General features: G+C 28.0%; 16 protein-coding genes, 1 pseudogene and 1 other annotated feature. Of the genes and pseudogenes, 3 read left to right on the forward strand and 14 right to left on the reverse strand.

Annotated elements, in window-relative coordinates; translation table 11 throughout:
• Positions 1–868 precede the first annotated feature (868 nt).
• Positions 869–1,540 (reverse strand): N-acetylmuramoyl-L-alanine amidase, encoded by a 672-nt coding sequence (locus CHL78_RS05575; protein WP_094368515.1) that lies wholly within the window; start codon positions 1,538–1,540, stop codon positions 869–871.
• Between the two features lie 211 nt (positions 1,541–1,751).
• Here CHL78_RS05575 and CHL78_RS05580 point away from each other — a divergent pair, with 211 nt between their 5' ends.
• Together CHL78_RS05580 and CHL78_RS05585 are read left to right on the forward strand one after the other, a co-directional pair.
• A complete protein-coding gene (locus CHL78_RS05580; protein ID WP_094368516.1) occupies positions 1,752–2,408 on the forward strand; it encodes a DUF421 domain-containing protein in 657 nt (218 codons plus the stop codon).
• 21 nt (positions 2,409–2,429) lie between these two features.
• Positions 2,430–2,810 (forward strand): DUF4363 family protein, encoded by a 381-nt coding sequence (locus CHL78_RS05585; RefSeq protein ID WP_094368517.1) that lies wholly within the window; start codon positions 2,430–2,432, stop codon positions 2,808–2,810.
• Positions 2,811–3,305: 495 nt separating this feature from the next.
• Here the strand turns inward: CHL78_RS05585 and CHL78_RS05590 are convergent, their stop codons facing one another.
• The 9 genes from CHL78_RS05590 to larE form a co-directional block, all read right to left on the reverse strand.
• A complete protein-coding gene (locus CHL78_RS05590; RefSeq protein ID WP_094368518.1) occupies positions 3,306–4,553 on the reverse strand; it encodes an argininosuccinate synthase in 1,248 nt (415 codons plus the stop codon).
• Between the two features lie 146 nt (positions 4,554–4,699).
• Positions 4,700–4,909: a binding site (T-box leader), on the reverse strand.
• 187 nt (positions 4,910–5,096) lie between these two features.
• Entirely contained in the window at positions 5,097–5,834 is a 738-nt protein-coding gene (gene truA, locus CHL78_RS05595; protein WP_094368519.1) for a tRNA pseudouridine(38-40) synthase TruA, read from the reverse strand.
• A 13-nt stretch (positions 5,835–5,847) separates the two neighbouring features.
• Positions 5,848–7,281 carry a sensor histidine kinase gene (locus CHL78_RS05600; RefSeq protein ID WP_094368520.1) on the reverse strand — a complete coding sequence of 478 codons (1,434 nt, stop codon included), beginning with the start codon at positions 7,279–7,281 and terminating at the stop codon, positions 5,848–5,850.
• On the reverse strand, positions 7,281–7,979 hold the full coding sequence (gene walR, locus CHL78_RS05605) for a cell wall metabolism DNA-binding response regulator WalR (RefSeq protein WP_094368521.1): 699 nt from the start codon (positions 7,977–7,979) through the stop codon (positions 7,281–7,283). Before walR ends, CHL78_RS05600 begins: the two co-directional genes overlap by 1 nt.
• A gap of 19 nt (positions 7,980–7,998) precedes the next feature.
• Positions 7,999–9,399, reverse strand: coding sequence for a hypothetical protein (locus CHL78_RS05610; RefSeq protein WP_094368522.1), 1,401 nt, complete (start codon positions 9,397–9,399; stop codon positions 7,999–8,001).
• 10 nt (positions 9,400–9,409) lie between these two features.
• Positions 9,410–10,030 carry an HD domain-containing protein gene (locus CHL78_RS05615; RefSeq protein WP_094368523.1) on the reverse strand — a complete coding sequence of 207 codons (621 nt, stop codon included), beginning with the start codon at positions 10,028–10,030 and terminating at the stop codon, positions 9,410–9,412.
• Between the two features lie 153 nt (positions 10,031–10,183).
• Positions 10,184–10,921 (reverse strand): hypothetical protein, encoded by a 738-nt coding sequence (locus CHL78_RS05620; protein WP_094368524.1) that lies wholly within the window; start codon positions 10,919–10,921, stop codon positions 10,184–10,186.
• A 66-nt stretch (positions 10,922–10,987) separates the two neighbouring features.
• Positions 10,988–12,136 (reverse strand): THUMP domain-containing class I SAM-dependent RNA methyltransferase, encoded by a 1,149-nt coding sequence (locus CHL78_RS05625; RefSeq protein ID WP_094368525.1) that lies wholly within the window; start codon positions 12,134–12,136, stop codon positions 10,988–10,990.
• 13 nt (positions 12,137–12,149) lie between these two features.
• Complete coding sequence (larE, locus tag CHL78_RS05630; RefSeq protein ID WP_094368526.1) at positions 12,150–12,956, reverse strand: ATP-dependent sacrificial sulfur transferase LarE; 807 nt, start codon at positions 12,954–12,956, stop codon at positions 12,150–12,152.
• A 144-nt stretch (positions 12,957–13,100) separates the two neighbouring features.
• On the opposite strand from larE, the gene CHL78_RS05635 reads away from it, so the two are divergent.
• The gene (locus CHL78_RS05635; RefSeq protein WP_094368527.1) at positions 13,101–13,340 is read left to right on the forward strand and encodes a hypothetical protein; all 240 of its coding nucleotides are present in this window, start codon (positions 13,101–13,103) and stop codon (positions 13,338–13,340) included.
• Positions 13,341–13,438: 98 nt separating this feature from the next.
• Here the strand turns inward: CHL78_RS05635 and CHL78_RS05640 are convergent, their stop codons facing one another.
• The 4 genes and pseudogenes from CHL78_RS05640 to CHL78_RS05655 form a co-directional block, all read right to left on the reverse strand.
• Positions 13,439–14,308 (reverse strand): methionyl aminopeptidase, encoded by an 870-nt coding sequence (locus CHL78_RS05640; RefSeq protein ID WP_094368528.1) that lies wholly within the window; start codon positions 14,306–14,308, stop codon positions 13,439–13,441.
• 141 nt (positions 14,309–14,449) lie between these two features.
• Positions 14,450–15,397 (reverse strand): polysaccharide deacetylase family protein, encoded by a 948-nt coding sequence (locus CHL78_RS05645; protein ID WP_243446376.1) that lies wholly within the window; start codon positions 15,395–15,397, stop codon positions 14,450–14,452.
• Between the two features lie 196 nt (positions 15,398–15,593).
• Positions 15,594–15,905, reverse strand: a pseudogene (locus CHL78_RS05650) (Spx/MgsR family RNA polymerase-binding regulatory protein); the annotation flags it as partial.
• Between the two features lie 108 nt (positions 15,906–16,013).
• Positions 16,014–17,318, reverse strand: a complete 1,305-nt coding sequence (locus tag CHL78_RS05655) for a hypothetical protein (protein WP_094368530.1) — start codon at positions 17,316–17,318, stop codon at positions 16,014–16,016.
• Positions 17,319–17,434 lie beyond the last annotated feature (116 nt).

Raw genomic sequence — 17,434 nt, forward strand, 5'->3', positions numbered from 1 at the left:
TGAAATCACAACTTTATAAATTAAGGCTACTAAATGAAATTATATCATAATTTGTATATATTTGGGATATAATCATCTCAAATGATAATTTAAATCCACTTTTTGTAAAAATAAAAAAAGAACAGGGTTATGTTCTGCATATAAGTTAAATATCATATTAACTCCTCTACCTATTCATATATTTCGTAAGAAGAAGGTATCTAGTAAGCTTCTCATTGTCTTGCTAAATTTCTTAGATGGTATCTTAATAAATATTATCTTATATTATATTCATTAATAACCTTTACAAAGTCTATATTATTGTTACTGTCATCTATATAAACTAATTTAGTATATCTACAATATCTTTAAAGCTAGAACACAAATTAACCATAAAAATTATTGTAATTTCAGCATTAAGATGTTTAAGCTTACGTGGTGTTAATGAGATATCAATATCATTCAACACTGATAAAAGTATTAAAAAAACTGAACTACTGTACTCACAGTACACAAGGTATTAAAATAGAATCACTTAGCTTATTTTATTAAGGTAATATAGAAAGAAAAGTAGCTTTAGATAAGATATTGGACAGTATAAGAGATAAATATTGTAATAGATTGAGAAGGTGTTAGTTGTATGATCTTAAATTTATCAAGATAACTTACATTTGGAATTTATATAAAACGTAAAAAGCCTTAACTAGTATACATTTAGGACTGTATATGTTAAGACTTCTTTTTTAGATATCATATCTTAATGGGGATAAACATTTGGGATAAATGCTTTCGTATACTATATACCACTTATTTGCTTAGCTAAAACAAATTTTTTTGACAAATAATAAAATAAAGCTAGGAAGGGATAAACCAACCTAACTTTTTAATGCTATTTCTTATAAATATCTATAAAAGCATCGTACCCTTTATCTTTTAACTCTTGTACTGTTTTATCTGCATTGTTTCTGTCATTGTAAGAACCAGATACTACTCTATAGAATATTTTTGACTCTGGAGGTGTTGAAGTCTCAATATTTTTACCCAATATAGCTTCTGCAATATCTTTTCCTATACAATCTTTATTCGCATTATATACATTTGCATCATCTTTATCATCTACAAAGCAAGTTTCTATTAATATAGCAGTATCTCTAGTATGTTTTAGCCAATACAATCCAGTTGACTGCTTAGAACCTCTAACTCTAAAATGGCTACCTAATTTTTGGTTTACTCTGTCTGCATAAACTTTACCTGCATCATTGTAATACCAAGTTTCTGTTCCTGTTGTATTGCTATCTCTATCACTAGATCCTGCATTAAAATGTATTTGTACTACTACATCAAATTTAGGTAGGTTATTGCATAATGCGACTTGCTCTGCTAGATAACTTGACGTTTTAGCTTTATCTAGTTTATTAGTAACTACATCTGCTCCTCCTTGTTTTAGCCAATATACGATTTTTTCAGTTAATACTCTATTTTGCTCACCTTCATTTATATGTCCTACTGCTCCTGTTCCTGCACCTGATAATGTGTGTCCTGGCATTATAAATACCCTCATATTATAGCTCTCCTTTCTATTTAAATAATTATTTTACTGCTTGATTTAAATCTATTGCTGTTACCTAACATAATATGCATTTAAGTACAGATATAAGACTAAATTCTAATATTAAAATAGAAAAATATGATGTCAATTCTAAGCATTATTGCATTAAGTATCTCTAGATTGGAAATAATAATTTATTATAATATTTTTAAAGGAGAAAACTATGCTTGTCGTATTTGTAAGAAGTATTATACTGTATCTAGCTGTCTTAATAGCTCTTAGAGTGATGGGAAAGGGCGAAATCGCTGAGATGAACTGTTTTGATTTAGTAATAACTTTTTTACTGGCAGAGGTAGCATCTATTCCAATGGAAAATAATAATATTCCAATGATTAATGGGATAGCTTCAATTACAGGTCTCGTACTTATGCAAACTTTAATATCTTTTTTAACTTTAAAAAGTAGAAAACTTAATACATTTTTATCTGGAAAGCCATCTATATTAATAGATAAAGGTAAAATAATATACAAAGAACTAAAAAAAGAAAAAGTAAGCATTGATGAGCTTTTAGAGCAATTAAGAGTTCAAGGGTATTTTAGTATAAAAGATGTTCAATATGCAATATTAGAAACTGATGGAAATCTAAGTGTTTTACCGTCTGCTGGTTATGACTCAACACCTAGAGAAAATTTTAGACATCTACCATTATCATTGATTTTAGATGGTAATATTATTAATGAAAATCTTAATATTATTAATAAAGATATAGCGTGGCTTGATGAAGTATTAAAAGCTAATAATATTGATAGTCAAACAGATGTTCTTCTGTGTGTACTAGATGAAAATGATAAAGTTTACATACAACTAAAGCAATCATAAATGTATTGAGGTGAAATTCTATTGAAATCAACAGCTTTCGTTTTGATCTGGACTATTATTTTTATAATTATTGGTATTTTTGTAAACTTTAATGTTGATAATTTTACCGAGAAATATACTGATAATATTACTGTTATTGAGAATTATATTGAAGATGATAATTGGGAAGAAGCTAATAATAAATTAAATGAATTTTGTGACACATGGTATAAAGAGAAAAATATTTATTATAAATTACTAGATCACACTTTTTTCGATGATATATCCTTATATACAAATATTTTAGATAAAAGTATTGAATTAAAAGATAAGTCAAAATGTCTAGAACAAATTGAGACCATCAAAATCACATTAGAAAATATTATTGAAAGTGTTAAGTTTGATATTAATCATATATTATAAATTATTGGTTTATTATGATATAATATCAATTGATTAATTTAATAAATAGTTTGAGAGGAGAATCTACTGTATAGTAGTAATAATATCCATGATTGTTAATATAACAGATGAAGCCAAAAATAGGCTAAATGAGATGTTTAGTGATTTTAAAATTGAAAATAAATTATTTAGAGTATATGTACGTGATATGAGTTCTTGATACGGACCTATATTTGATGTAGCTCTGGATGAGCCTACAATTAATGATAATATTTATGCATGTGATGATTACAATGTTATAGTTAATAAAGAATTATCACTTGAAATAAGTGTTGTTAATGTTTATTTTAAATCTTACATTGCAGGTAGTGGATTTAAAGTTACCACCGATCTGATTTGGAAAGATGAATATTACTATAATAATACTTGGTCAAAACCATGGTAGAGATAAATATTGTTATAGTAAACTAATAACAATAGAAAGCTAGCTATATAAGATATATAGCTAGCTTTCTATTATATAGTTCTATCTGATGATACAAATTCCATCTGACATGAATCTTTACTTATATTTAAACTCTTAAGAGCCTTAATTTTAAGAGGAAGTGTATACAGGTTTATAAATCCTTCTGCATCTTTTTGATCATAAAGATCACTAGACCCAAATGAAGATATACCATGGTCGTAAAGCGCATTTTCTGTAAATATACCCGCAGGCTTTATTATTCCTTTATATAACATTATTCTAACAGTTCCAGTTACATTGTCCTGTGTAGTTTCAATAAATGCATCAATAGATTCTCTAAGCTTTGAATACCAAAGACCATTATATATAAGCTCTCCATATTTATATGAAATTATTTGCTTATAGTGAAGAGTATCTTTATCAAGTGTTGCGCTCTCTAATATATTGTGGGCCTCATAAAGTATCGTGCCACCAGGTGTTTCATATATCCCTCTTGATTTCATACCTACCAATCTATTTTCTACTATATCAATAATTCCTATACCATGCTTAGCTCCTAGCTCATTTAATGTTTTAACTAAGTCTACAGGAGATAACTCTTCATCGTTAATCTTCTTTGGTACTCCTTTATCAAAATAAATTTCAATATATTCTTCTTTATTATCTGCATCAAGTGGCGACTTACATACTTTGTAAACTGATGTGCTATGTTCATTTTCTAGATATTCTAAATCTCCACCCTCAGTAGATGTATGCCATAAGTTAGCATCTACTGAATAAATTTTCTCTTTTGTTGCAGTAACCTTTATGTTATGTTTTGAAGCATACTCAAGTGCATCTTCTCTAGATTCTATATCCCAAATTCTCCAAGGTGCAATGACTTTTAGATTTGGATCTAAGGCTGCTATAGAAGCTTCAAATCTTACTTGGTCATTTCCTTTCCCAGTGCAACCATGGCAAATATATTTTGCTTTTTCAAGATGTGCTATATCTACTAATTTTTTAGCTATAATAGGTCTAGCTAGAGATGTTCCTAGTAAATATTTATTTTCATATTTGGCTTCAGCTTTAACTGCCTTGAAAATTGTATCTGTTACAAATTCTTCGCAGGCATCTTCTATATAGGCTTTAATTGCACCACTTTGTATAGCTTTATCATATACCTCTTCCATGTTGTCATCTTGACCTACATTTATACATACTGCAATAACATCAATATCATAGTGCTCTTTTAACCAAGGAATTGTTATTGATGTGTCTAACCCTCCTGAATATGCTAAAATAACTTTTTCTTTCATAATTAACCCCTCCAAATATTATTTTAAAATAAAAAAACTCCTAGCAAATAAATGCTAAGAGGCGAATTTCCCGCGGTACCACTCTTATTGATAAGTTTCACAATATAAAGATATACAACTAAATAAAAAACGCCCCTTGGAATAAACCAAGAGACGAATTAATATCCGCGTTACCACTCTAATTGATAAGATAAACTTATCCACTCTTTCCCTTAAGGCGAGATCACCTACTACCTTACTTAATTTCAAATAGTATTCTCAAAAGTTCTCTTCACATAAAAATCGCTACTAGGCTTTCACCATCCCTAGCTCTCTAAAAACTTAAATTATGCTACTCTCTTTTTCATAGAATTTACTCTATTAATTTATATTTGTAATAGTAATATATTTTTTTAGATTAGTCAATTATATAGTATTTTTTATTTATATATATTTTTTTATATCGTAAAATTTTTCTTATTTATTTTCAATTAAAAACAAATAAGAAAAATCCTATGATACTTGGTTTAGTAATTTCATAGGATTTTATAATTAAATCATTTATTAATATTTTACTTTATATAGGTAAAGTCCTTTTGCTGGTGCAGTATCTGATGAAAGACTTCTATTTTTATTTTCTAGCATAGTTTTTATATCTTCTGGTGTTATCTTTTTATGACCTACATCAATAAGAGCACCTACAATTATTCTAGCCATATTGTATAAGAATCCATTACCTTCTATATAAACTTCAACTAAGTCATTTTTTTCTTGTATACTTATAGAGTCTATAGTTCTTATATTAGATTTCTTTTTTGACTTAGAAGATGCAAAACTTGTAAAGTCATGCTCACCTAATAAATATTCACTTGCTTCTTTCATTAGTTCTAAATCAAGTTTCTTTTCTAAGTGTATGCTATGTTTTCTTGTAAATGGATTACAAACTTTATTATTATCTATTCTATATAAATAAATTTTAGTTTTTGCATTGTATCTAGAATGGAATCTATCCTCTACTTCTTCAACACTTTTAATAACTATATCTTCTGGTAAATATTCAGATAAGTATTTTTGGATCTTTGAAGTTGAGTCTTTAGATAATGTTTTAAAGTTCACTACTTGACCATATGCATGAACACCCATATCTGTTCTTCCAGAACCGATAATTTCAATTGGTTCATCTGTCATTTTACATAGTACAGTTTCTATCTTTCCTTGTATTGTCATATCATTATCTTTTAATCTTTGGAAACCTTTGTATCTTGAACCATCGTATTGTACTACCATTTTTATATTTCTCATATCTGTCCTCTTTCTAGATTGATTCTATTAACTTATTTTTAAGAGTAAAGGTAATCTTTGTACCTACATTCTTTTCGCTTTCTAGTTTCATTTCTCCACTGTGTAGCTTCACAATCTCACTACTTATTGCTAATCCTAAACCACTTCCAGCTTTATTATAATCTTCTTGGAAAAACTTATCTAATACTTTATCTAAGTTTTCTTTCTCAATTCCTAAACCATCATCTTCAACACAAATTGTAGTAAATTCATCATCCTGTGAAACATTTACAGTTATAAAGCCACCATCATGAGTAAATTTTATAGAGTTTTGAACAAGATTAATAAGTACTTGTCTAAGCCTATTTTTATCTCCTTGGATGCATTTTATTTCATCACTTTGGAATTTATATGATAATGTAATGTTTTTCTCATTAGTTTTAACTTTAAGTTGATTTACTACTCCTTTAGCTAGTTCTTCGATATTAACCATATCGACTTGTATCTTGATTCTATCTGATGATAACCTAGAGAAGTCTAATAATTCTTCAACAAGTTTTATTAATCTCTCAGTCTCATCTTGTATAATGCCTAGCCCTAAATCTAATTCATCCGTAGTAATACCTTCATATCCAAGAGTCTCACTCCAACCTTTTATTGAAGTTAGAGGCGTTCTTAATTCATGTGAGATAGATGAAATAAACTCTTCCTTTAACTTTCTACTTTTGTCTATCTCTCCAGCCATATATTCAAAAGTTTGTGCAAAGTCTCCAATCTCATCATCTGAAATATTTCTATTTTTAAGTTTAACACTATAATTACCATGAGCAAGTTCATTTGCAAATTGCTTTAATTCTCTAAGAGGTTGTATTAAAGTCTCTGCAAACCTAAGGCTTATTGAAATTGCAATAAGTAAAATAAAAACACCTGCAAGAATTAAAGCAAGGGATAATTTTAGAATAGCCGTATCTACCTTCTCAAGCGAAACAGTATATCTAACTACTCCTTCAATAATGTTATTTACCTTAATTGGAGTAGATATACTCATTACATGTTCATTATTCTCAGGCAATCTATATGTATGTGGCGCAATATTTTTACTATCTTTAAGCGCTCTATAAACATCTTCATAATTAACCTTCTCTTTAGTCTTAAAACCATATTGATCAATAATTACATTCCTATTTTTATCTATAATTTGTATAGCAAATTTAGAATTAGTCGGAAATGATCCTTGGCTCAATATATTATTTATTTTATCTTCAAAGCTCACAGGCTCCATAGTTGTAGTGTTCATACTCATATTAGTAAGATTTATTTGTGATTTAAGAGTATGTTTAATAATATCATAATAATAGTTTTGTATATATGCTAAGAAAAGTCCTTCAAATAGAGTAACAGTTATAATAATAATTGTAAAGTAATTCTTAATTACTTTTTTTCTTAGACCTTCAAAATGTAGTGCCATTAATCTTCCTTTCTAAAACAGTATCCATATCCCCAAATAGTTTGTATATATTGTGGTTTTGATGGGTCATCCTCTATTTTATTTCTAATCCTTCTAATATTAACATCTACAATCTTAAAATCATATAAATAGTTTGTACCCCATACCTCATCTAGTATTTGGTCTCTACTTAAAGACTGCTTTGCATTTGTTATTAAGTACTTTACTATTGAAAACTCCGTAGGAGTAAGCTCTATTTCTTTATTATTTTTAAATAATTTTCTTTTATCTAAATTCAATATAAAAGGTGGAGAAACAATCTCGCTAGAATTTATATTAGATTCTTCTTTCTTCACTCTTCTAATCAATGCTGATACTCTTACTAAAAGTTCTTTAATACTAAATGGTTTAATCATATAATCATCAGCACCAGAGATAAATCCTTCTATCTTATCATCTTCTTGTGCCTTTGCTGTAAGCATTATAATTCCAACCTGGTCGAAGTTTTGTCTAATATACTTACACACATCTATACCACTCATATCAGGTAGCATAACATCTAGTAAAGCAATAGTAATGTCCTTTTCTGTAGACAGTTTTTCAATTGCTTCAGATCCAGTACCTGCTTCTATTATCTCATAACCTTCTCTTTTTAAGTTTATACTTACAAAACTTCTAATTCCAATTTCATCTTCTAAGATTAATATTTTTTCCTTCATCTGATCCTCCCAATAAGTACTAATAAATTAGCGAAAAATACTCTTTTAATTTTAATGCACTTGTATCAATATCTAGTTTTTTTAAGTTATCTTCATTATCTATTTCAAGATAATATGTATAATCATCTGATTCAGACAATATAATACCAGGATGTGTCGATATCTTACTATTATCATCTGCAATAGATTTTTCAAGTACAGAAATAGTAAATAATCCTATGGATTCAAATTTTTCTTTATCATAATATGAGAATTTAAAACTTGTTCCATTACTATTATATTCTTGGCTTACATACAGTCTCTCCTTAAGATTAGTAGGGACTAAAAGCTTATAATTATATTGATAATTATAATATATCTGACTGTTAAATACTACATTTGACTCTTCACCTAATTTTTCATTCCATTTATACCATATTATATTGGCAGAGTTTTTAGAAGTATATGCTTGTCCATTTCCACTTCCAATAACAATAGGTATATCTAATACCTTATCTTTATTGATATCTTCAGGTGCTATGTAATAAGACTTTGTTAGTGTGTGATCATCATCTTTAAACACCTTTTCAATCTTATTATTCTCTACAAAAATCATTCGTGTAGTATATGTAGTGTATTTGTTATTTTCATTAAATGTTGGGATATCAAGAATTATCCCCTTTTTAGAAGATGCAATATTACCAACTGTTATATACAAATCACCTAAGTTTTTTACATTTTCAAAACTAACCGTATCTTTAATATCCAAATTGCTATCTTTAAAGTTTCCTATACTTGTATACATAGTATTTGTTTTAGTGTTTAGTTGAAGAAGAAGTATATCTATAACATCATCATTATCTAGGTATCCGATTTTTATCTTTATATCTGTAATATTACGACTTTCATCTAACCAGTTAGATTCTAGGGTATAGGCTAAACTAACACTATCATTTTCATATTTATAAATGAATAAATTTGTACTGTCACCATCCTTTGACAATAATATTATTTCCTTAGTTCCATCTCCATCTAAATCATAAAAATTAATATACTCAGCAGTCTCTCCAGGCACTAGATTTTCCCCTCTGTCTATATAGACAGTTTTACCATCTTTACTATCTTCACTAAGCAATAAGAATCCAACCTTATTTTTATCTTCATTAATGTCTTCTTTCTTGATAACAGCTATAATTTCATTTATACCATCATTATTTAAATCAACTTTATTAACTTTGCCAGTCTCTCTTGCATTTTTAGGCAATAAAAGCTTTGATGATTTGCTAAGATGTTTATTTATTCCATTATATAGTACTTGATTTTCTTCATTAGTTCTAGGCGGATCTTCAATAAGTTGCTCTGGAGACTGTGAACTTACACTACATCCTGTTGTAAAAAGAAGCATTAAACATGCCACTGTTGTAACCTTTGCTAATTTCATTAACAACCTCCTAAGTATTGCTCCTACAGTACTCTTTAAATTTTTCTATTTTTTCTTTTTCATTATTTATATCTTCATTACTAATATTACCTCGTCCTAATCTATCACTTATGGATAGTAGGGCAACTTCTTTATAATCAACTTCTTCTAACATTTCTTTGTTTTTAAAGAATGGAAGATTTTTATCAAAAAATAAAGGTTGCATATGATATCTTACTAGTTTGCTTACTTTATTTTTAAAAACTATATCTTCAGTGAAATTACTTAAGAAGCTTAGAGCCATCTTTTCACCTTCAATATCATGGTTATAAGATGTAATTCTATTTTTTCTAATACGAGTAGTAGTAAGCTTTCCTATATCATGTAATAAAGCCCCCCACATAAATGCTCTTTTATCTTTTGAGTAATCTTTTCTTTTGCTAGCTTCATCTATTACCATTAATACATGGTTTAATACATTACCTTCTGGGTGGTATTTAGGGTTTTGCTCTATACTTGATAGTTTAACTATAATATTAAATGGATCATTATTAAACTTACCTTCTCTAATTAGTTCTTGTATCTCTTTAGAAGGTTTTTTTGATTCTAATAAAATTTTTTCTACTTTATTAAAAGTGTCTATATTGTTCAAATTAATCACCTCTTAATTGTCATGTTTCTACTTAATATAATTATTTTCTTAGGTATTTATACAAAATAAAAGCTTAGTATTTATTACCAAGCTCTTATTTATATTTTACCACTTTATATGCTATTTTTTTATTTCTTTTTTGTAACATTAATGTTACTTTTTAGGAAATTTATCTTCTGACCATATTAAATTCCCCATTTTTTTATTATTATCATTTTCTAAAGTGTCTGGATTTATTATATTATCAACATTACTACTTCTAAAAGGCATAGGACCTTCATCCATAAAATCATTCTCTAACTCAATATCTTCAAAGTTTCTTAAGTCCTCATCTCTAGTTTCAATCTCTTCTTCTTTTGCATGTTTAGCTCTTCTTTTTTTACTGTTCCCATTATGATGTTTATTCTTAGGGTTAGTTTTATTAATTTGTTTAGTGTTATTTACTTCATCTACATTTGTATTAGTATCATCTTTACTGATATTCTTTTGCTTAGGTTGTTTTTTTGAACCTGCTTTTTTATCAGGCGATGTTTTACTTTTTTTATTAGATGAAGTATCTTTACTTGAAGATTTTTCTTTATTAGTTGCTTTTTCTTTATTTATTGATTTTTCTTTTCCTGAGGATTTTTCACTATTTTCTGTTTTTGAAGATTTACTTTTCTTAGGTGATTTTTTCTTTAGTCCTAAGTTTAGTCCACTACTTTTTTTAGCTGAATTTTCTACATCATCTAAACCAAATTCACTTCTATTTTCTTCTGGTACTAAATCATTTAATATGATATCATTGAAATCTTCTTGATATTCTGATTTAGTTTCAGTATTTTTCGTCTTATTAGTTGACTGTTTTTTTCTCATATTATTTTTACGCTTTTTATTTGACAAGTTTAACAAACATGCCACCTCCCTTAAAATACTATTTATACTATATATATTATTCTAAGAGAGAAATTATAATTACTAATCATTTTTTCTTGGAGGTTTTGGACCTACATATTGATATAAATTAGTTTTTAGCATACCGTTATAAAGCTTTCTCTTTCTATCTGCATCCTTACCAAACTCAGCTTCAAATTCTTCATACGATGTTATCATGTAGTAAGACCAATTTTTTAGTTTCCTAAATGTATACCCAAGCTCTTTGTAAAGCATCTTAACAGTATCTACATCTTCAAGTCTTTCTCCATAAGGAGGATTCGTAACGATAAATCCATATTCCTCATCACTAGTAAAGTCCACTGCATTTGCTATATTAAACTCTATGTAGTCTTCTACACCTGCTATTTCTGCATTTTCACGAGCTATCTCAATAGCTTCTTCGTCTATATCGTATCCATAGATTTTAAATTCAATATCATTGTCTATTTTATCAAAAGCATCACGCCTTACATCCCACCATATCTTTTTATCTATAGTTCTCCATTTTTCAGATATGAATTCGCGGTTAAGTCCAGGTGCCATGTTTATCCCCATCATTGCTGCCTCTATTAGCACTGTACCAGAACCACACATAGGATCCACTAGTGTTCTTCCTGGTCTCCAAGGGTTTAGATACATCATTGATGCTGCTAGAGTCTCTCTTATTGGTGCTTTATTAGCTTTTTCTCTGTATCCTCTTTTGTGTAGGGCATCTCCTGACGTGTCTATAGATAGTACAACCTTATCCTTATGTATAAAAACATATATAGGATATTTTTCTTTGTCTTCTTTTAATAGACCATCTTCCATATAACTTTTCTTTAAACTTTCAACTACTGCCTTTTTAACTATAGATTGTATATCTGGAGTACTGTATAGTTTTGATTTTATTGATGATGCTTTTGATACAGGGAACTGTGCTCCATAAGGAATATAGTTAGCCCAATTTATCTTCTTTGTATTTTCAAATAATTCATCAAAAGACTTAGCTTCAAATTCAGCAACTTTTAGATGTACTCTTTCAGCGCATCTAAGCCACATATTAGCTTTAGCTATACCGTCCTCTCCAGTTTTGTATGTTACTCTTCCATCCTCTGTTTTAATAATTTCAAAACCTAAGTTCTTAATTTCTATTCCTAACATTTTTTCAACACCAAAAAAGCATGGTGATATTAACGTATATGTCTTCATTTTTTCCTCCTACTTATTTAACGTCTTTATTCATGCTACCCATTTGATATCCACCCATATCTAAGGTAACGTACTTAAATCCAAATTCTTTTAGTTTATTATTTGTTTTATCTAATAAATCATTACTAAAAAATTTATATATTTCATCTTTTCCTACTTCTATTCTAGCAATATCATCATGTAGTCTCACTCTAAACTGATTAAAACCAACTTCTACTAAATATTCTTCACTTTTTTCTATCATCCTAAGCCTATCATTAGTAATTTCTACTCCATATGGAATTCTAGTTGCTAGACATGCAAAAGCAGGTTTATTGAATGTATTAAGATTCATATCTTTTGAAAGGTTTCTTATATCTTCTTTAGTTAATTTGCACTCTTTTAGAGGACTTATTATTTTAAGCTCATCTAAAGCTTTAAGTCCAGGTCTATAATCAGATAAATCATCTATATTAGTTCCATCTAGTACATATTTTATATTATTATCTTTTGCAATATCTTTAATTGTATTAAAGACCATAGTTTTACAATGATAGCATCTATCTATATTGTTGTTTGTAAATTCTTTTGGGTATGAGTGGTTAATACCTACTAGGATTTGCTTTACATTGTAGCTTTTTGCGTACTCCTTTGATTCCTCAATTTCTCTTGTTGAGTGCATCATAGCGTGAATAGTAATTGCTATAACATTATCACCTAAAACATCGCTTGCAACTTTTAATAGGAAGTTGCTATCAACACCACCTGAATAAGCAATTGCTACACTTTCTAGTTCTCTTAATCTATTTTTTAAGAACTCTAGCTTCTGGTTTAATTCCATACTATCACCCTCTATACTTATATTTATCATATTGTTCTATTTTAACTTATTTTACTTTTTATGACAATATAAATTAACTGTTAACAAATTTGATAATTTATTATTTTTATTATAAAATTAACTTAATATAAATAAGGGGGAGCAATGACTTTGGAAATAACGTATGGCATCTTAAATCATTTATTGTGTTGTAACAAAAACCTTAGAATAAAATTTAGGGATAACTCAAATATCTTAGATATAATTATTTCGAATAAGACCTACTTGAGCTTAGAGCTAGATGATAGAGATATTGAGAAATATAGTACTGAAATATATTATGCTATAACCAATATAAACAGCATAACACTTTATATACCTAAAATTTATCTTAAGGATAATTAGTACTTACTAATATTAAATATAAATACTAAAAAATAGTATAGAACTATCATAAAATATGATAGTTCTATACTATTAACAGATCATAAGAAATACTGTAATTATTTTGCTAAGATTTCTACACCATCTTCAGTAACTAGAATCATATGCTCCCATTGAGCTGACAATAATCCATCTTCAGTGTAAGATGTCCACCCATTCTCTTCATCTATGTAAAGATCATAAGTTCCTTGATTTATCATAGGCTCTATTGTAAATATCATACCAGGCACAAGTATCATACCTTCATTTTTATCTCCATAATGATAAACAAAAGGGTCTTCATGGAATTGTAATCCTATACCATGGCCCCCAAAATCTTGAACCACAGAATATCCATTATCTTCAGCATGTTTTTGAATTGCTGCTCCAATGTCTCCTAAATGTCCCCATGGTTTAACCGCTTCAATACCTTTATATAGGCACTCTTTTGTTACTTCTACAAGTCTTTTTGCTTCTTGGCTTACATTTCCTAACATAAACATTCTAGACGCATCTGAGTAATATCCATTATATATAGTAGAAACATCTACATTTACTATATCTCCATCTTTTAAAACAATATCACTACTTGGTATACCATGACATATTTCATTATTTATTGATGTACAAACACTCTTAGGGAAACCACTGTATCCAAGTGGGGCAGGTATTGCACCTTGTGATATAGTATAATCATGTACTATTTTATCAATATCATCTGTAGTCATACCTATCTTTATTTTTTCTGCTACTAAATCTAAAACAGCATTATTTATTTTAGCACTTTCTCTAATATTATTTATTTGTTCATCATTTTTTATAATATCATGACTAGGTACTTCATATCCTTTATTTTTTAGTTCTTCTATTTTTTCATCAAATTGCATGTGGCATTTTTTATATTTTATTTTACTACCACACCAACATTCTTCATTTCTGTTAAAATGCATGATTTCATCTCCTTATTAATTAGATTATATTATTATATCACTTAAATTAGATTATTAATATTTTAATTTATAATATCATACATGTTAAAACAACAAAAGAGACTGGTATATCCAGCCTCTTTTTATAAAGTTATTAATTTATTATGATAATGTCTTAAACTCATATCCATTTTCTTTAAAGTATTGTATTATTTGAGGAAGTGCTTTAGCTGTTTCCTCTTTTCCGTAAGTATCATGCATTAATAATACTACCATTTCTTTTCCTTTTGCTGTTTCAATTGCTCTGTTAACTAACTCTTCTGCGCTTTTTTTCCTACCTTCAGCATCTCCGTTTAATGCATTCCAGTCTATTGATGCCATATTATTTTCTTCTAGATAAGTATCTAAATGATCCATTCCCTGCCATGACATGTGACCACCTGGACATCTTATTACCCTAGTTGAAAAATATGGTCCAAGTACTTCTTTTAGCATGTTATCTGTTTTTTCAAAATCACTTTTGAATGCTTCTAAATCTAATTTCCTACCAGGATATAATTTATTATAGTCATGACTGTACGAATGATTTGCAATAGCATGACCTCTTGAAAACTCTTCTTTAATAAGTTTCTTAGATTCTTTGCCGCCTCTTTCTATATTTTGACCAGTTAGGAAAAATGTTGCCTTAACATCCTCTTCATCTAAAATTCTTAAAACCTCAGGAGTTACAGTAGTAGATGTTCCATCATCAAAAGTTAAGAAGACTATTTTTTCCCCATTATTAGAGTAATCATATGAAGAAAGTTTTTTAGATACTTCTAAAGCATCATATGAATATTTCTTACCTTCATCATTTACACCTATTATCATTTTCTTTTTTTCTTCTTCTTCTTTACGCTTTTTCTCAGCTTCTATTCTTTCTTCTTCAGCTTTTTTTTGCTTTTCAATCTTAATTTGTTTTTGCTCTACTATATATGATTTCGCAGCCCCAACACCTTTTACTCCAGTAAATACAGCAATCACAGATATCGTTACTACAATAATATTTTTCTTCATGCTTGATGTTTTTCTTTTTTTATTGCTGAAATTTATGGTACTTTTTTTCCTCATATTTTCCCCTCCTATTGTTGTATTAATTTGTCGTTTTTTCTCATAACTATATTATACTATTTATATACATAAAGTCTACGTTCTAAAGATTACAGTTTTGTTATAAAAAAAGCCATATACAAATTTTATTTACAGCTTAATAACTAAATAAATAAAATCTATATATGGCTTTTGTAATCTATCATGTAAGATACATTTATAGTAACTTTTCTTTCCATTCTTCTTCTTTAAAACCTATTACAACGTTTTTGCCATTATAAGCTATAGGTCTCTTAATTAGCATTCCATCACTTGATAATATATCTAATAGCTTTTCTGAAGACTCAGTTTTTACAATATCCTTAAGACCTAGCTCTCTATATCTAACTCCACTACTGTTAAAGAATTTCTTAATATCATATCCACTTGTATTATACATTTCTTCTAATTCCTCTTTACTTGGAGGATTCTTAACTATTTCTATATCTTCAAATTCTAAATTATTCTCTTTAAGCCAAGCCTTGGCTTTTCTAACTGAAGATCATTTTGAGTATCCATAAAATTTAATCATAAGTGACATCCTTTCAAATTTTGTATATTTTATTTATACCCTAGGACTATTGTCTAAATCAATTTTTTAATCAAGTGCCCATGGTACAACTTCGACTTCACCATAGCATCTATTCTTTAATCTATTAGAGTATTCACCTTTATATCCTATTATTGATAGTATAACCAACTCAATATATTTAGTTCCTATTTGAATAATATTCCACATATCTTCAAGTTCTAGTATAGCTCTATATCCTTTTCTACTTGGATGAACTATTTTATTTCTAAAGTATACGGTTATATCTACGCCATCAATAAACCTTGATTTTATGCTTTCATCAAAAATGTTAAGTTCATCTTTTCCATAAGGTATGTTACATATATCTAATAACATTCTTATATTTTTAGAGCTGTTATTTACATCGAATTCCTCATCATTTAATATTTTATGTTGCTCAACTAAAACTACATATGATAAAGTCTCAAGTGCAATTTGTATTGATATAATATTATTTTCAATTGTTGCATTTCCAAGAGATTCTATATACCAGTCTATTACATGTTTTATCGCCTCGCCATAATACGCATCTTCTAGTTTTTTACACATTAATGATAAGTACTTTTCTATGTTATGATAATTTGATAGAGTATCACACCAAGTAGGAACAAACTTAAATGGAGTAATAACATTTTCCCTCCAAAGTCTATATACATTAGTATCATTTATATAGCCTTTTGCTAGGCATATATCTACATATCTTCCACACATGAAACTTAAAGAAGAAGATATTCTATCTAAATATTTGTTAATATTATTAGTTTTAAATGGTCTTTTATCTTTTCTTTGTATTCTGCCTATATGAGTTATTATTGTACCTGATATTGACCTTAACTCCTCACTTAACTCTTTACGATAATCATATCTTTTATCAATAGTAATGATAAAGTCATTTAACTCAAATTCCAATCTTCCTGCAAATAACTTGTCCTCCTGTTTTATAAGCTTACCAGGAAGTTTATCCAAGTTTATTATATGAAAATCAAGATATTCTACACATGTATTCTTTGACTTAACATGATTATCATTTATATATCCTTCTATACTAGAATCATTTATATGATTTATAGATATTGAAATTGGTTTGTATCCATAAACCTCCAAAATAGCATCATCATAATCTAAGGCTAGGTGCTCATCTATCTCCTCTGAAAGTATTATTTCTGCTTTAAAATCTATAGACATAGGAGGTGTCATCTTATAAATCATCTTTCCTATACATTTGTATTTTTTGTCTAAGTAAATACAAAATTTTCCATCATAAATAATAATATCCTCATCTATATTGTAAGTTAAATATTCTGAGGATATAGTATTATCAACTACCTTCATACTAGCCCACCTTTACATTTTTATGATACAGTAATTTATATTATATCACATGATACATTTAATATAATACAAAATTATTTTTATATGCAAAATAAAATACTTTATAAGTAATTTTA

The organism is Romboutsia weinsteinii (genome assembly GCF_002250835.2).
Taxonomy (GTDB): Bacteria; Bacillota; Clostridia; order Peptostreptococcales; family Peptostreptococcaceae; genus Romboutsia_A; species Romboutsia_A weinsteinii.

What these genes read in the sequence shown, in the direction of transcription:
- CHL78_RS05575 (WP_094368515.1), bottom strand. Translation starts at nt 1,540, where the DNA reads ATGAGGGTATTTATAATGCCAGGACACACATTATCAGGTGCAGGAACA.
- CHL78_RS05580 (WP_094368516.1), top strand. Translation starts at nt 1,752, where the DNA reads ATGCTTGTCGTATTTGTAAGAAGTATTATACTGTATCTAGCTGTCTTA.
- CHL78_RS05590 (WP_094368518.1), bottom strand. Translation starts at nt 4,553, where the DNA reads ATGAAAGAAAAAGTTATTTTAGCATATTCAGGAGGGTTAGACACATCA.
- truA (WP_094368519.1), bottom strand. Translation starts at nt 5,834, where the DNA reads ATGAGAAATATAAAAATGGTAGTACAATACGATGGTTCAAGATACAAA.
- CHL78_RS05600 (WP_094368520.1), bottom strand. Translation starts at nt 7,281, where the DNA reads ATGGCACTACATTTTGAAGGTCTAAGAAAAAAAGTAATTAAGAATTAC.
- walR (WP_094368521.1), bottom strand. Translation starts at nt 7,979, where the DNA reads ATGAAGGAAAAAATATTAATCTTAGAAGATGAAATTGGAATTAGAAGT.
- CHL78_RS05610 (WP_094368522.1), bottom strand. Translation starts at nt 9,399, where the DNA reads ATGAAATTAGCAAAGGTTACAACAGTGGCATGTTTAATGCTTCTTTTT.
- CHL78_RS05625 (WP_094368525.1), bottom strand. Translation starts at nt 12,136, where the DNA reads ATGAAGACATATACGTTAATATCACCATGCTTTTTTGGTGTTGAAAAA.
- larE (WP_094368526.1), bottom strand. Translation starts at nt 12,956, where the DNA reads ATGGAATTAAACCAGAAGCTAGAGTTCTTAAAAAATAGATTAAGAGAA.
- CHL78_RS05635 (WP_094368527.1), top strand. Translation starts at nt 13,101, where the DNA reads ATGACTTTGGAAATAACGTATGGCATCTTAAATCATTTATTGTGTTGT.
- CHL78_RS05640 (WP_094368528.1), bottom strand. Translation starts at nt 14,308, where the DNA reads ATGCATTTTAACAGAAATGAAGAATGTTGGTGTGGTAGTAAAATAAAA.
- CHL78_RS05645 (WP_243446376.1), bottom strand. Translation starts at nt 15,397, where the DNA reads ATGAGGAAAAAAAGTACCATAAATTTCAGCAATAAAAAAAGAAAAACA.
- CHL78_RS05655 (WP_094368530.1), bottom strand. Translation starts at nt 17,318, where the DNA reads ATGAAGGTAGTTGATAATACTATATCCTCAGAATATTTAACTTACAAT.